A 14,654-nucleotide genomic window follows, 5' to 3' on the forward strand; every position below is an offset into this window, starting at 1 on the left:
TCTTCCAGCCTCTCCCCTGACGGGGAGGGGCTGTTCCCCGATCACCGCAGCGCGACGGCCTCGCGGTCAAGCTCCGCAGTCTCGGCCGCGTAGCTGGCGCAATCGCCGGCCCAATTCTGGTACACGCGGCCGTTGGCGGCCTTGTACCAACTGCGGCAGTGCGGGTCCGACCAGACGGTCGCGGACAACAATTGCGTGATCCGCTCGTTGAAGCGGCGCTGGCCATCGGGGGTGACGCCGGCCGCCTTGGCCTCTTCCGCCTCCAGTGCCGCCAGCGTCTTCAGCATGTAGCCGACCTGCTGTTCGATCATGAAGCTGATCGAATTGTGCCCCAGGTTGGTGTTCGGGCCGTACAGCATGAACATGTTGGGGAAGCCCGACACCATGATGCCGAGATAGGCCTCAGGCCCTTCCTTCCACGTTTCCTTGAGCGTCGCGCCATTCTCCCCGACCACGTCCATGGACCAGTCCCATTGCGTGGTTTCGAAGCCGGTGGCGAAGATCAGCACGTCGAGTTCGTGGAAGCCGTCCCTGGTGCGCACGCCATTGGCCTCGATCGCCTCGATCCCGGCGGTTTCCAACGTCACGTTGTCGCGCATCAGGGCGGGATAGAAATCATCGGTAATCAGGATTCGCTTGCACCCGATCGGATAGTCCGGCGTCAGCTTTGCCCGCAGTTCGGGATCGGGCACCTGCGCCTCGAGATGGTCGAGCGCGGTGCGGGTGTAGGCGGCGCGCCCCTCCGGCGTCCATTTGAACGCCTGCCAGAAATAGGTGTCGGCATTGTCGAAGATCGCCGCACGCTGCTGCGCACCGAGCTTCATGGCCATTTCGAGGTTGGTCGCCATCAGCGCCTTCACCTCGGGCGTGACGTGGCTGTCGTTGCGCGGCACCACCCAATTGGGCGTGCGCTGGAAGACGGTGAGGTGGCCGGCAATCTTGGCCACCTCCGGGATGAGCTGCACGGCGCTGGCGGCCGATCCGATCACGCCGACCCGCTTGCCCGTCAGGTCGACGCTGTCGTCCCATTCGGCGGCGTGCCATTTCGGCCCGGCGAAATCATGAACGCCGGCGATTTCAGGAAAGCAGGGGCGGCTGAGCTGCCCGAGCGCAGGGACGATCGCGTCGAAGGTTTCGCGCGCGCCCTTTTCCGTTTCGATCGTCCAGGTGCCGTCGCTCTCGTTCCAGGCCGCCTTTGTCACCCCTTCGTTGAGGCGCAATGCGTCCGCTAGGCCGAACTGGTCGACGAGGCTCTTCGTATAATCGTGGATTTCCGGACCGCGCGCGTAATTGTGGCTCCAGTTCGGATTGGGCGCGAAACTGAACTGGTAGAGAATGGCCGGTACGTCGCAGGCAACGCCCGGATAGCGATTGGCGCGCCAGGTACCGCCAACCGAGTCGGCATGTTCGAACACGGTCACGTCATGGCCTGCCTCGCGACCCTTGATGGCCGCGCACAAGCCGCCCATGCCTGCACCGATTACCGCGATCCGCTTGCTCATCCACTCTCTCCGCTCGCGGTCTTTGCCGCTCTGCGTGCACGATGCCGCGTCCTGCCGCGGGAGGGAAGAGGTTTTAAGTCGATCGCGTTAGATCTCGCCCGCCTGACCGCGCGATGCGGGCAGGCAGGCGAGCATCTATCTTAACGGCAGCGGACGTTGTCCTTGTCGATCGCCTGGCCCAGCGCTGCGCCGCCCGCACCGCCCAGGATCGCGCCCAGCACGCCCGAGCCGCCGGGCTTGATCACGGTGCCGAGCACGCCGCCGGCGATACCGCCAACGATCAGGCCGGTCGTGCCATCGTCGCGACGGCAATAGTATCGACCATCACGGCCAGCGTAGATGCGATCGTTGGCGCCCAGGCGGCGCTCACGATAGCGGCGGTCGTCGCGATAATAGCGTGCCGCATCATAATCGCCGTAGGCCGGATCGGGCCGGTTATAGTCATAGCCGCCGTAGCCGCCGCCCCAGCCGCTACGCGGACCATTGTCGTTGACACACCCAGTTACCATTACCGCCGCGCCGATGGCGGCCAACGCAACACTCCGCATCGCTTCCTCCGTTCCGTTTTGGATGAAGCGGTAATGGCTGGAGCAGGAAAATGGTTGCGCTACCGATATCGAGTTTGCGCAGCCAGGCCATTGCCGCGATGTGCCGGACTCGCATCGGGGTTAGGCCGGGCGGCTGGGGCCTCAACGCCCCCGCCGCCCGGTATGTCACTGAATCAGCGTGCGATCCCGCCCGCCGCCAGTACGGCCAGCGTCATCAGATCGCTGGCGGTCGACGTCATGGGCGCGATCTGCACCGGCTTCTCCATCCCGATCAGCATCGGGCCGATCACGCTGTCGCCGCCCAGCTCGCGCAGCAGCTTGGCGGAGATGTGCGCCGTCTGCAGCCCCGGCATGATCAGCACGTTGGCGGGGCCGGACAGGCGCGCGAACGGGTAATTTGCCATCTGCTTGGGGTTGAGCGCTACGTCAGGCGTCATCTCGCCCTCATATTCGAAGCCGACGTTGCGCTTGTCGAGCTCGGTCACGGCATCGCGGATCCGCTCCAGGAACGTGCCCTTGGGATTGCCGAAGGTTGAATAGCTGAGGAACGCGACGCGCGGCTCATGGCCCATGCGCCGGGCGACCGCCGCGGTCTGCTCCGCGATGTCGGCCATCTGCTCGGCCGTTGGCCGCTCGTTCATCGTCGTGTCGGCGATGAAGACGGTGTGGCTCTGGCCGACCATCAGGTGGATGCCGAACGGCGTGCGGCCGGCCTCCGGATCGATCACGCGGCGCACTTCGCGCATCGACTGCGCCCAGGTGCGGGTGATGCCGGTGATCATCGCATCGGCATGGCCCAGCTGCAGCAGCACCGCGCCGAAGATGTTGCGATCCTGGTTGATCATCCGCTCGCAATCGCGGCGCAGATAGCCGCGGCGCTGGAGGCGGGCATAGAGGAAGTCGACCATCTGCGGCACCAGCGGCGAAATGCGGCTGTTGTGCAGCTCATATTCCTCGGGGTTACGGATGCCGAGCGCGCGCAGGCGATCAGGCACATCGTCGCGCCCGACCAGCACCGGCGTGCCATAACCGCCTTCCTTGAACGCGATGGCGGCGCGAAGCACGACTTCCTCCTCGCCCTCGGCGAACAGCACGCGCTTGGGATGCGCGCGGGCGCCCTCATACGCGAGGCTGAGCACCGAGGTGGTCGGGTTGAGCCGCGCGCGCAGGCTCTGGCGATAGCCTTCCATGTCGAGGATCGGGCGCGTCGCGACGCCCGAATCCATCGCTGCCTTCGCCACGGCGGCGGGCACGATCTCCATCAGGCGCGGATCGAACGGTGCCGGGATGATATATTCGGGACCGAAGACGTGCTGCACCCCGTACGCGGCGGCGACTTCCTCCGGCACCCGCTCACGCGCCAGCTCCGCAATCGCCTGCGCCGCGGCGATCTTCATCGCATCGTTGATCGCCGAGGCGCGCACGTCGAGCGCGCCGCGGAAGATGAACGGGAAGCCCAGGACATTGTTGACCTGGTTGGGATAATCCGACCGGCCGGTGGCGATGATCGCGTCCGGGCGCGCTTCCTTGGCCACTTCGGGGCGGATCTCCGGCTCCGGATTGGCCATGGCGAAGATGATCGGCGCCGGCGCCATGTCCTTCACCATCTCCGGCTTCAGCGCGCCGGCGGCGGAAAGGCCCAGGAACACGTCGGCGCCGTGAAGCGCCTCGGTCAGCGTGCGGCGGTCGGTGACGGCCGCGTGCGCGGACTGCCACTGGTTCACGTCTTCGCGGCCCTGGTAGATGACGCCGGTGCGGTCGCACATGATGACATTGTCATGCTGCACGCCCATCGCCTTCATCAGCTCGGTGCAGGCGATCGCGGCCGCGCCCGCGCCGTTCACGACGATCTTGACGTCGCGCAGCGACCGCTTGGTCAGCAGGCAGGCGTTGATGAGGCCGGCGGCGGTGATGATCGCGGTGCCGTGCTGGTCATCGTGGAACACGGGGATGTTCATGCGTTCCCGAAGGGTCTGCTCGATGATGAAGCATTCGGGTGCCTTGATATCCTCAAGGTTGATGCCGCCGAACGACGGCTCGAGCAGGGCGACGCAATTGATGAAGGCGTCGACGTCCTCGGTCGCGACCTCGAGGTCGATCGAATCGACATCGGCGAAGCGCTTGAACAGCACCGCCTTGCCTTCCATCACCGGCTTTGACGCGAGCGCGCCGAGGTTGCCCATGCCCAGGATCGCGGTGCCGTTGGAGATAACGGCGACCAGATTGCCCTTGGCAGTATAGTCGTAGGCGGTGGCGGGGTCGTCGGCGATCGCCTGCACCGGTACCGCGACGCCGGGCGAATAAGCGAGCGACAGGTCGCGCTGCGTCGCCATCGGCTTGGACGCGATGATCTCGATCTTGCCGGGGCGTCCTTCGGAGTGGAACAGCAGCGCCTCGCGCTCCGAGAACTGGATGGTGTTGCTGGTCTTGTCGGTCATTGCGCCCCCGGCCCACGGTTTCGAGCCGGACCTTTAGGGCGAAGGCGGGAGGATGAAAACCGCAGGAATGGGATCAAAGCAGCGCAGCTTCCCCGCGTTCGAGCGCGAGCAGCAATTGCTTGTTCGGCAGGCCGCCGCCGAAGCCGGTGAGCGTGCCGTTGCTGCCGATCACGCGGTGGCAGGGCGTGACGATGGGGAGCGGGTTGCGCCCGTTCGCGGCGCCGACCGCGCGGGTGGCGGTGGGGCGGCCGATCGCGCGGGCGATGTCGGCGTAGCTGCGCGTCTCGCCATGGGGAATCGTCAGCAGCGCGCGCCACACGTCGCGCTGGAAATCCGTGCCGACCGGATCGAGCGGCAGATCGAAGGTGGTGCGAGTGCCGGCGAAATATTCCTCCAGCTGGCACACGGTGGCGGCGATCACGAAATGGTCCGGATCCGCGCGGCGGGGCGAATAGCGCGCCTGCATCGCTGCATCGTCATCCCACAGGATCGCGGCGAGACCGGTGTCGCTGGCGATGAGCGTGAGGTCGCCGGTGGGCGAGGGGATGGTGGCGGTCGCAAAGGTCATGGCGCGGCTCCTTCGGCTTGCCCTTAATAGCGGCCGGAGGATCGCGCGTCCCGATGCTTGCGGCCAAAGCGCCACTCGTCAGCGGCGGCATGTCTGGCTAGACAGGCGCGATCCGCCGGGCAGCGCTACGTCCGTCTGCCCGCATCCGCACCTCATCCGTTTCGACACCCGGAAAATCATGGCCGAACCCACCGCTCCGACGCCGATGATGGCGCAATATCTGGCGCTGAAGGAAGAAGCGGGCGATTGCCTGCTGTTCTATCGCATGGGCGACTTCTTCGAATTGTTCTTCGAGGATGCGCGGATCGCGAGCGGGGTGCTTGATATCGCGCTGACGGCGCGCGGCGAACATGCGGGCGAGAAGATTCCGATGTGCGGCGTGCCGGTGCATGCGGCGACCGCCTATCTCCAGCGGCTGATCAAGGCGGGGCACCGCGTCGCGATCGCGGAGCAGACCGAAAGTCCCGAGGAGGCGCGCAAGGCACGCGGATCGAAGGCGTTGGTGAACCGCGCGATCATCCGTTTCGTCACGGCGGGGACGCTGACCGAGGAAGCGCTGCTGGATGCGCGCGCCGCGAACTGGTGCGTCGCGGTGGGCGAGGCGGCGGGCAGTGTTGCGATCGCGGCGGCGGACGTATCGACCGGTCGGTTCGAGGTGATCGCCTGTTCGCCCCACGCGCTGGGCGCGGAGCTCGCCCGGCTGGCGGCAGCGGAAGTGGTCGCGGCCGAAGGGAGCGACGCGCCGGCGACGGTGTGGCGGCCGCGTGGCGACTTCGACAGCGCACGCGGCGAGGAGCGGCTGAAACGCCTTCATGGCGTGGCGACGCTCGACGGCTTCGGCCAGTTCGATCGCGCGATGCTGGCCGCGGCGGGCGGGCTGATCGCGTATCTCGACCATAATGGGAAGGGCACGCTGCCGTTCCTGCGCGCGCCGGTGATCCGCCGCAGCGCCGAGGCGATGGCGATCGATGCGGCGACGCGCGAGAGCCTGGAGCTGACCTGCACCGCCGGCGGCACGCGCAAGGGCAGTTTGCTGGATGCGGTGGACCGCACGGTGACCGGGGCGGGCGCGCGTCTGCTCGCCGCCGATATCGGTGCGCCACTGATGGACCGGGCCGCGATCGAGGCGCGGCTGGCGCTGGTGACGCTGTTCCACGACGATGGCGACATGCGCGCCCGCCTGCGCGAGCGGTTGCGCGCGCTGCCCGACATCGGCCGCGCGATCGGGCGGCTGGTCGCGGGACGAGGCTCCCCGCGCGATCTGGGGCAATTGCGCGATGGCCTCGACGGTGCGTGGTTGCTGGCGGAGACGCTGCAATCGATCGAGGCGCAGCTGGTCGATGGTGCGGGTGGCGACCTGCTCGCGCAATTGACGCCGCGGCTGCGCGGTCATGGCGAGCTCATCGACCTCCTCAAGCGCGCGCTGGTGCCCTCGCCGCCGATCGATGCGGCGAACGGCGGCTTCATTGCGGAGGGCTATGACGCGGCGCTCGACGATCTGCGCGACGCGGGGTCGGGCGGGCGCAAGGCGATTGCGGCGCTGGAGGCGCGCTATCGCACCGAAACCGGGATCAATGCACTCAAGATCCGGCACAACAATGTGCTCGGCTATCATGTCGAGGTGCCGGCGAAGAATGCCGAGGCGCTGATGAAGCCCGACAGCGGCTTCACCCATCGCCAGACGATGGCCGGGGCGGTGCGCTTCAACGCGCCCGAGCTTCACGAAGTGGCGAGCCGGGTGACTCAGGCCGGCGCGCACGCGGTGGCGGCGGAGGCGGCGCATCTCGAGGATCTGATCGCTGCGGCGCTGGCGCGCGCGGAGCCGATCGCGGCGACCGCGGATGCGCTGGCGCGGCTCGACGTCGCGGCCGGGCTGGCGGAGCGCGCCGCCGAAGGCGGCTGGGCGCGGCCCGCTCTGGTCGAGCATCCGTGCTTCGAGATTCTCGGCGGGCGGCATCCGGTGGTGGAGGCGGCGGTGGCGAAGTCGGGCGAGCGGTTCGTCGCCAATGATTGCACGCTGTCCGAGAGCTCGCGGCTGTGGCTCGTCACCGGGCCGAACATGGGTGGCAAGTCGACGTTCCTGCGGCAGAATGCGCTGATCGCAGTGCTGGCGCAGGCGGGAAGCTATGTGCCCGCCACCAGCGCGACGTTGGGATTGGTCGACCGGTTGTTCAGCCGCGTCGGCGCGTCGGACAATCTGGCGCGCGGGCGATCGACCTTCATGGTCGAGATGGTCGAGACGGCGGCTATCCTGGCGCAGGCGACGCCGCAGAGCTTCGTCATCCTCGACGAGGTGGGGCGCGGCACCTCCACCTACGACGGGCTCGCGATCGCCTGGGCGGTGGTGGAGGCGATCCATGAGGACAATCGCTGCCGCTGCCTCTTCGCGACGCATTACCACGAACTGACGCGGCTGGCGGAGCGGTGCGACGCGCTGTCGCTGCACCATGTGCGGGCGCGCGAGTGGAAGGGCGAACTGGTGCTGTTGCACGAACTGGCCGACGGGCCGGCGGATCGCAGCTATGGCCTTGCCGTCGCGCGGCTGGCGGGAATGCCGCCGGCGACGGTGGCACGGGCCAAGGCGGTGCTGGCGAAGCTGGAGGCGGGGCGCGCGAAGACCGGCGGGCTGGCCGCGGGGCTGGACGACCTGCCGCTGTTCGCTGCGGCGGCGGCGGCCGTGCCGGAGGAGACGGTGGACCCGCTGCGCGCGGCGTTGGAGGAGCTGGACGTCGATGCGCTCTCCCCGCGCGAGGCGCTGGACCAGCTCTATCGGCTGAAGGGGATCGTACGGGAGGCGTGAAGGCACGCGCGCCCGCTTGATCCCCTGCCACCGCGCCCCGATATGCGGGCGCGATGAAGGACACACTTACCCCCAAGGCAATCGTCGCCGCGCTCGACGCGCATATCATCGGACAGAAGGACGCGAAGCGTGCCGTTGCGGTGGCGCTGCGCAACCGCTGGCGCCGGCAGAAGCTCAGCCCCGATCTGCGCGACGAGGTGACGCCCAAGAACATCCTGATGATCGGCCCGACCGGCTGCGGCAAGACCGAGATCAGCCGCCGCCTGGCGAAGCTTGCCGATGCGCCGTTCGTGAAGGTGGAAGCGACCAAGTTCACCGAGGTCGGCTATGTCGGGCGCGACGTGGAGCAGATCGCGCGCGACCTGGTCGAGGAAGCGGTGCGGCTGGAAAAGGAACGCCGCCGCAACGCGGTGAAGGACAAGGCCGAGGAAGCGGCGATGGACCGGCTGCTCGATGCACTGGTGGGCAAGGATTCCAGCCAGGCGACGCGCGAGAGCTTCCGCCAGCGCTTCCGTGACGGCCATCTCGACCAGACCGAGATCGAGCTTGAGCTTCAGGTCGCGCCGCAGATGCCGTTCGAAATGCCGGGCGGCGGCCAGATGGGCATGATCAACCTTGGCGAAATGTTCGGCAAGCTGGGCGGCGGGCAGACCAAGCGGCGCAAGCTGCTGGTGCCGGCGGCGTGGGAAAAGCTGGTCGAGGAAGAGGCCGACAAGCGGCTTGACCAGGACGAGGTGAGCCGCGTCGCGCTGGCCGATGCCGAGGCGAACGGGATCGTCTTCCTTGACGAGATCGACAAGATCGCGGTGAGTGACGTGCGCGGCGGTTCGGTGAGCCGCGAAGGCGTTCAGCGCGACCTGCTGCCGCTCATCGAGGGCACGACCGTCTCGACCAAATATGGCCCGATGAAGACGGACCATATCCTGTTCATCGCGTCGGGCGCCTTCCATGTCGCCAAGCCGAGCGACCTATTGCCCGAGCTTCAGGGCCGCCTGCCGATCCGCGTCGAGCTGAAGGGCCTGACCGAGGATGATTTCGTCGCGATCCTCTCCGACACCAAGGCATCGCTGCCGGCGCAGTACAAGGCGCTGATCGGCACCGAGGGCGTGACCGTCGAGTTCACCGAAGACGGCATTCGCGCGGTGGCGCGGATCGCGGCCGAGGTGAATGGCGAGATCGAGAATATCGGTGCCCGCCGGCTGCAGACGGTGATGGAGAAGCTGCTGGAGGAAGTGAGCTTCGACGCCGAGGACCGCGCGGGCAGCTCGGTCACGGTGGATGCGGCTTATGTCGAGCAGCATCTCGCCGGTGTTGCGCGCAACACTGATCTCAGCCGCTTCGTGCTCTAATCGACGGGCGGGCGGCCCGCTGCGTGGCCGCCCGCTCGCCGCTCAGAGTTGCAGTTCCTGCCGCATCAGCGCGCCATAGCGTTTCGCATGATGGTCAGCCGCGCCGAACTGCTGTTCGATCGCAGTGGCGCGGCGGAAATAATGGCCCACCGCCAGCTCGTCGGTCATCCCCATGCCGCCGTGCAGCTGAACCGCATTCTGCCCGACGAAGCGGACCGCATCCGCCACGGTCGCCTTCGCTGCCGACACCGCCCGCGCCCGCTCCGCCGCAGGCCCTTCCACATGAAGCGCGGCGAGATACGCGGCGGAGGTCGCCTGTTCGGCGGCGATAAACATGTCGACCATGCGATGCTGCAACGCCTGGAAGCTGGCGAGCGGCTGACCGAACTGCTTGCGCTCCTTGGTATAGGCGACCGTATCGCTGAGCATCTTGCGGGCCAGGCCGGCGGCCTCGGCGCACAAGGCGGCGATCCCCTCATCGCGCGCTTGCTCCAACAGCGGCAGCGCACTGCCTTCCTCACCGAGCAGCGCGTCCGCCGGCAGAGTGACGGCCGTGAATGCGAGGTCCGACGCCGGCAGCCCGTCGATCAGCGCATAATCATGCCGCGACAGGCTGGCGGCATCTGCGGGGACCAGGAACAAGGAGACACCGCGCACGTCGCACGGGCCACCCGACGTCCGCGCCGTAACCAGCAGCCACTCGGCCCCCGGCGCGCCCGCGACCACCACCTTTTCGCCATTGATCGCCCAGCCGTCCGCATTCTTTTTCGCCGTCGTCGTGACCGCCTCCAGCGCCTGCCGGCTGTCAGCCTCGCCCGCGGCGAGGACCGCGCGTACGCTGCCGTCGGCCAGCTGCGGCAACAGCGCCGTCGCCCGTTCCCCGCCGGCGCGTTTCAGCAGCCCGGCGGCGATCACGGCCGTCTCGATATAGGGGACGGGCGCCAGCGCCTCGCCCAGCGCGTCGGCGATCACCATCGTCTCGACCGCGCCGCCCCCCAGGCCACCCGCCTCGGCCGGCAGCGCCGCGCCGAGCACGCCGAGATCACGGCCAAGCGCCTGCCACAGCGCCCTGGCATCGCGCGGACGATGCGGATCGAACGCGAAGCTTTGCGCCAGATAGCGCGTGAGCGTGTCACGCAGCATCACCTGCTCGTCGCTGAGCGAAAGATCCATGGCCCTCTCCCGACTTATTCTTGGAACGCGCTATGAATTGGCGCGGGAGAGGACGCAAGGCTCAGTCGGCGGCGACGGGACCCGCCCCATTGGCGGCCGGGCGGCGGCAGAACCAGACGATGATCAGCAGCGCCGCGCTGAGCCAGGCGGAGAGGCGGAAGAGGTCGGTGGAGGCGAGGAGGTACGCCTGGCCGACCATCTGCCGCGTGATGACCGCGGCTGCCTGCGTTGCGTTCAGCCCCAGGTTCATCAGCGCCTCGCTCGCCATTTGATAGGGCGTGCCGTTGCCGATCGCTTCGGACAGGCGCCCCTGGTGCAGCGCCTCGCGGCGGTCCCACGCGGTGGTGATCATCGATGCGGCAAAGGCACCGGCGACGATGCGGGTGAAGTTGGAAAGGCCGGTGGCGGACGGCAGGCGCTCGGGCGGGATGCGATCGAGCGATATGGTCAGCATGGCGAGGAAGAAGGTCGACATTGCGACGCCCTGCACCAGCAGCGGCAGCACGAAATCCCAGAAGCCGGCATAGGTGGTGTAGCCCGACCGCATCCAGTAACTGATCGCAAAGGCGACAAAGGCAACGCTGGCGAGGATCCGCGCGTCGATCTTGCCCGACAATCGCGCGCTCAACGGAGTGAGCAGCACCGCGACGATCCCGCTCGGCGCGGCGACCAGACCCGCCCACGTCGCGGTGTAGCCGAGCTGGGTCTGCAGCCACAGCGGCAGCAGCAGGATGTTGGCGAAGAACACCGCATAGCCAAGGCAGAAGGCGAGGTTGCCGATCGCGAAATTGCGGTTGGCGAACAGCGACAGGTCGACGATCGGGTTGGCGTCGGTCAGTTCCCAGATCAGCCACGCGACGAAGCCGACCCCGGCGATCACCGTCAGCGCCACGATCATCGGATCGTTGAACCAGTCGGCGTTCTTGCCGAGATCGAGCATTACCTGAAGGCAGCCGACCCACAGCACCAGCAGCACCAGCCCGATCGTGTCGATCGGCACCTTGGCGGTCGGCGTCTCGCGGTTCTTCAGGTTCGACCAGCAGATCGCGATCGTGAAGATGCCGAAGGGCACGTTGATCAGGAAGATCCAGCTCCAATGGTAATTGTCGGAGATATAGCCGCCCAGGATCGGCCCCATGATCGGCGCCACCAGCGTGGTCATCGACCAGATGCCCAGCGCAGTGGCGCGCTTCTCGGGCGGGAAGACGGAGATCAGCAGCGCCTGGCTGCCCGGCATCATCGGTCCGGAGACGGCGCCCTGCAGCACCCGGAACGCGATCAGCGATGGCAGGCTCCACGCGATGCCGCACAGGAAGGAGGCCAGCGTGAACAGCGCGAGCGAGGTGCAGAAGGTGCGTACCACGCCGAAACGGCGCATCAGCCAGCCGGTGAGCGGCACCGAAATGCCATTGGCGACCGCAAAGGCGGTGACGATCCAGGTCGAATTGTCCGAGCTGACGCCGAGATTGCCCGCGATGGTGGGCAGCGAAACATTGGCAATGGTGGTGTCGAGCACCATCATGAAGGTGCCGAGCGCCAGCGCGAAGGCGACGAGGCCGAGCCGCGCACCCGACAGCGGCACCGGACCAGCGCCAGCGGGGGCCGCCGCGCTAGCCATGTGGCCGCGCTTTCGTTGATCCGGGCGTGGAACGGGCGCGCGTCATCGGATCAGCGGTTCGCCGCGATGATCTCGGCGATCTTCGCCTCGACCGCCGGATCCGCCTCGCTGATGGAGCCGCGATAAGGTTGAGCAGCCGGCTGGGCCAGGCGTGGCCCGCTGGTGTCCGCAGTATCTACTGTGGCCATCACCGACAGGCCGATGCGCAACGGGTTGGCGCGAAGCTCCTTCGGGTCGAGCATGATCCGCACCGGAACGCGCTGAACGATCTTGATCCAGTTGCCGCTGGCATTCTGCGGCGGGAGGAGGGCGAAAGCGTTGCCGCTGCCGGCGGACAGACCGACGACGCGGCCGTGATACACCACCTCGTCGCCATAAGCGTCGGCGACCACCGTCGCCGGCTGGCCGATGCGCAGGTCCTTCAGCTGCGTTTCGCGGAAGTTCGCATCGACCCACAAGCGCCCGAGCGGCACGACTGCCATCAGCGGCGTACCGGCCGCGATCTGCTGGCCGAGCTGCGCCTGGCGCTGCGCGACGACCCCGTCGATCGGCGAGACGATATGCATGTGGCTGCGCACGATCGCGGCGCGGCGGTAATTGGCGATCGCGGCGAGCACTGCGGGGTTGGTCCCGACGGCCGTTCCCTGCACCGTGGCCTGCGCCTGGGTGCGGCGGCTGCGCGCCAGATTGAGCGCGGCGCTGGCGACCTTCACCTGGTCGGCGGCGTGGCTCAGTTCCTCGCCCGACACTGCGCCTTCACGCGCCGCCCCTTCGCGGCGGGCGTAATCGGCGCGCGCGGCGGCGAGCTGCGCCTCTGCCTGGACTACGGCCGCGTTCGCCTCGCCGACGCGCGAGAAGTCCGATCGCGTGCCGCGCACTGCCCGCGCCAGCTCCGCCTCGGCAGCAGCCAGGTTGACGTCGGCGGTGGTGGGATCGAGGTCGATCAGCGGCTGCCCTGCCCTTACCGCCTGGGTGTTGTCGGCATGAAGTGCCACGATCGTGCCGGGGTCGCGCGCGGTGATCGCCACCACGTCGCCCGCGACATAGGCGTCGTCGGTCTCCTCCTCGGGCTTTGCCAGCAGGAAGTGGAACACGGCCCAGATCGCGAGACCCACCAGTACGATGATCGCAAGGGCGGTCAGCAGCCGGCGGCGCAGCAGGGGGCGGCCCGCGAGCGGCGGGGCAGCGGTGTCGGTCATGGTGTCGGGGTCCGCGTGAGGAGGGTCGGTCGGGAAGGATCGAAGCCGCCGCCCAGCGCGACGGCCAGGCGCGCGCGGGCCGCCAGCGCGTCGACCGCGAGCGTCGCTTCGGCCAATTGCGCGTCGAGCAGGCGGATATCGGTGTCGATGCCACTCAGTCGGGAGTCGAGTCCGGCGCTGATGCGGATGGCGTTCAGCCGGTTGGTTTCGGCGAAGCCCCGCACCACCGCGGCCTGCGCGCGCGCTTCATTGGCCGCGGCGTCGATGGCGGCCAGCGCATCCGCGGCCTCGCGCACGGCGCGCACCACACTGGTGTTGTAATCGGCGATCGCCACGTCGACGCCGGCGGTGGCGTTGTCCAGATCGGCGCGCAATCGGCCCGAATCGAAGATCGGCAGGTGCAGCGCGCCGCCCGCGCCCAGCGTGCCCGCTTCGGGATCGAACAGATTGCCGATGCCGACTGCCTGAAGCCCGGCAAGCGCGATCAGATTGACGTTGGGGTAGAAGGCGCGCCGCGCGACCTGCCGATTGGCGGCGGCCGCATCGACCCGCGCGGCGGCGGCGGCAATGTCGGCGCGGCGCGCGATGAGGTCGGCGGGGATCGTCGCGGGCAGCGGCAGCCCGGCCGGATCGGCCAGCCGCGTCGCACCGATGCCGGCGGCATAATCCGGCCCGCGTCCGACCAGCGCCGCCAGCGCATTGACCGCCAGCACACGCGCCGCCTCCGCCCGGGTCAGCGCGACGCGCGCCTGCGCCAGCAACGTGGTGGCTGCCTGCACGTCGATCTGGCTGGCGAGGCGGTTGTCGCGGCGCACGTTGATCAGTCGCACGGCGCGTTCGCGGGTGGCGATCGTCTGTGCCGCCAGCGCGCCGACGCGCTCGGCGCGAGCAACCTCGGCATAGGTCGACACAATCGACCCGGCCAGCATCAGCCGCGCCGCCTCGGCATCCAGCGCGGTGGCTTCGAGCGCGGCACGTGCGCCCTCGATCGCTGCGCGCTGGCGTCCGAACAGGTCGAGGTTCCACGACAGGTTCGCCGTCGCATTGCCAAGGAAGCGCACGCTGCCGGCAAACGGCGGCGGGATGGTGTAACGGCCCGAAATGCGCGCTTCTTGCGCGGTCACGTCGGCAGTGAGATCGGGCCCGCGCTCGGCATCACGGCGCGCCAGCGTCGCCTGCGCCTGGCGCACCCGGGCGAGCGCGGCATCGAGCGTCGGGCTGCCGGCCAGCGCATCCGCCACAACCCGGTCGAGCTGCGGATCGCCGAACGCCGTCCACCAGGCGGGATCGATCACCGGCATCGGCGCGCTGCTCAGCCCGAGGTCGGCCGGCGCACGCTGCGTCAGCTGCGGCCGGGTATCGGGCGGCGTGCAGGCGGCGAGTCCCGTCGACAACAGCGCCAGCACGGCGAGCGACCGCGCACTGCGGCGACGACGGGCGTCAGCCAGGGTTGCCACGC

The 14,654-nt window shown here is 68.4% G+C and carries 10 protein-coding genes; 2 read left to right on the top strand and 8 right to left on the bottom strand.

The annotated features are described in order from the left end of the window. Window positions 1-41: 41 nt before the first annotated feature. From XM50_RS11425 to XM50_RS11440, 4 genes are all read right to left on the bottom strand, one after another. Window positions 42-1,502: a flavin-containing monooxygenase gene (locus tag XM50_RS11425; RefSeq protein ID WP_046409537.1), complete on the bottom strand. Its 1,461-nt coding sequence runs from the start codon at window positions 1,500-1,502 to the stop codon at window positions 42-44. 140 nt (window positions 1,503-1,642) lie between these two features. Further along, the gene (locus XM50_RS11430; RefSeq protein WP_046409539.1) at window positions 1,643-2,050 is read right to left on the bottom strand and encodes a hypothetical protein; all 408 of its coding nucleotides are present in this window, start codon (window positions 2,048-2,050) and stop codon (window positions 1,643-1,645) included. Window positions 2,051-2,223: 173 nt separating this feature from the next. After that, a complete protein-coding gene (locus tag XM50_RS11435) occupies window positions 2,224-4,488 on the bottom strand; it encodes an NADP-dependent malic enzyme (protein ID WP_046409540.1) in 2,265 nt (754 codons plus the stop codon). A 73-nt stretch (window positions 4,489-4,561) separates the two neighbouring features. Then, the gene (locus XM50_RS11440) at window positions 4,562-5,056 is read right to left on the bottom strand and encodes a methylated-DNA--[protein]-cysteine S-methyltransferase (protein ID WP_046409541.1); all 495 of its coding nucleotides are present in this window, start codon (window positions 5,054-5,056) and stop codon (window positions 4,562-4,564) included. 205 nt (window positions 5,057-5,261) lie between these two features. On the opposite strand from XM50_RS11440, the gene mutS reads away from it, so the two are divergent. After that, a complete protein-coding gene (gene mutS / locus XM50_RS11445) occupies window positions 5,262-7,856 on the top strand; it encodes a DNA mismatch repair protein MutS (RefSeq protein ID WP_046409673.1) in 2,595 nt (864 codons plus the stop codon). 53 nt (window positions 7,857-7,909) lie between these two features. Further along, on the top strand, window positions 7,910-9,205 hold the full coding sequence (gene hslU / locus XM50_RS11450; protein WP_046409542.1) for an ATP-dependent protease ATPase subunit HslU: 1,296 nt from the start codon (window positions 7,910-7,912) through the stop codon (window positions 9,203-9,205). 42 nt (window positions 9,206-9,247) lie between these two features. Here the strand turns inward: hslU and XM50_RS11455 are convergent, their stop codons facing one another. The 4 genes from XM50_RS11455 to XM50_RS11470 all read right to left on the bottom strand — a co-directional run bounded on the left by XM50_RS11455 (window position 9,248) and on the right by XM50_RS11470 (window position 14,652). After that, complete coding sequence (locus tag XM50_RS11455; RefSeq protein ID WP_046409543.1) at window positions 9,248-10,378, bottom strand: acyl-CoA dehydrogenase family protein; 1,131 nt, start codon at window positions 10,376-10,378, stop codon at window positions 9,248-9,250. Window positions 10,379-10,439: 61 nt separating this feature from the next. After that, window positions 10,440-11,996 carry a DHA2 family efflux MFS transporter permease subunit gene (locus XM50_RS11460; RefSeq protein WP_046409544.1) on the bottom strand — a complete coding sequence of 519 codons (1,557 nt, stop codon included), beginning with the start codon at window positions 11,994-11,996 and terminating at the stop codon, window positions 10,440-10,442. Between the two features lie 50 nt (window positions 11,997-12,046). Next, the gene (locus XM50_RS11465) at window positions 12,047-13,195 is read right to left on the bottom strand and encodes an HlyD family secretion protein (RefSeq protein WP_046409545.1); all 1,149 of its coding nucleotides are present in this window, start codon (window positions 13,193-13,195) and stop codon (window positions 12,047-12,049) included. After that, complete coding sequence (locus tag XM50_RS11470) at window positions 13,192-14,652, bottom strand: efflux transporter outer membrane subunit (protein ID WP_231621952.1); 1,461 nt, start codon at window positions 14,650-14,652, stop codon at window positions 13,192-13,194. Before XM50_RS11470 ends, XM50_RS11465 begins: the two co-directional genes overlap by 4 nt. Window positions 14,653-14,654: the final 2 nt, after the last annotated feature.

The sequence above is a fragment of the Sphingomonas sp. Ag1 genome (assembly GCF_000980895.1).
GTDB lineage: Bacteria > Pseudomonadota > Alphaproteobacteria > Sphingomonadales > Sphingomonadaceae > Sphingomonas > Sphingomonas panaciterrae.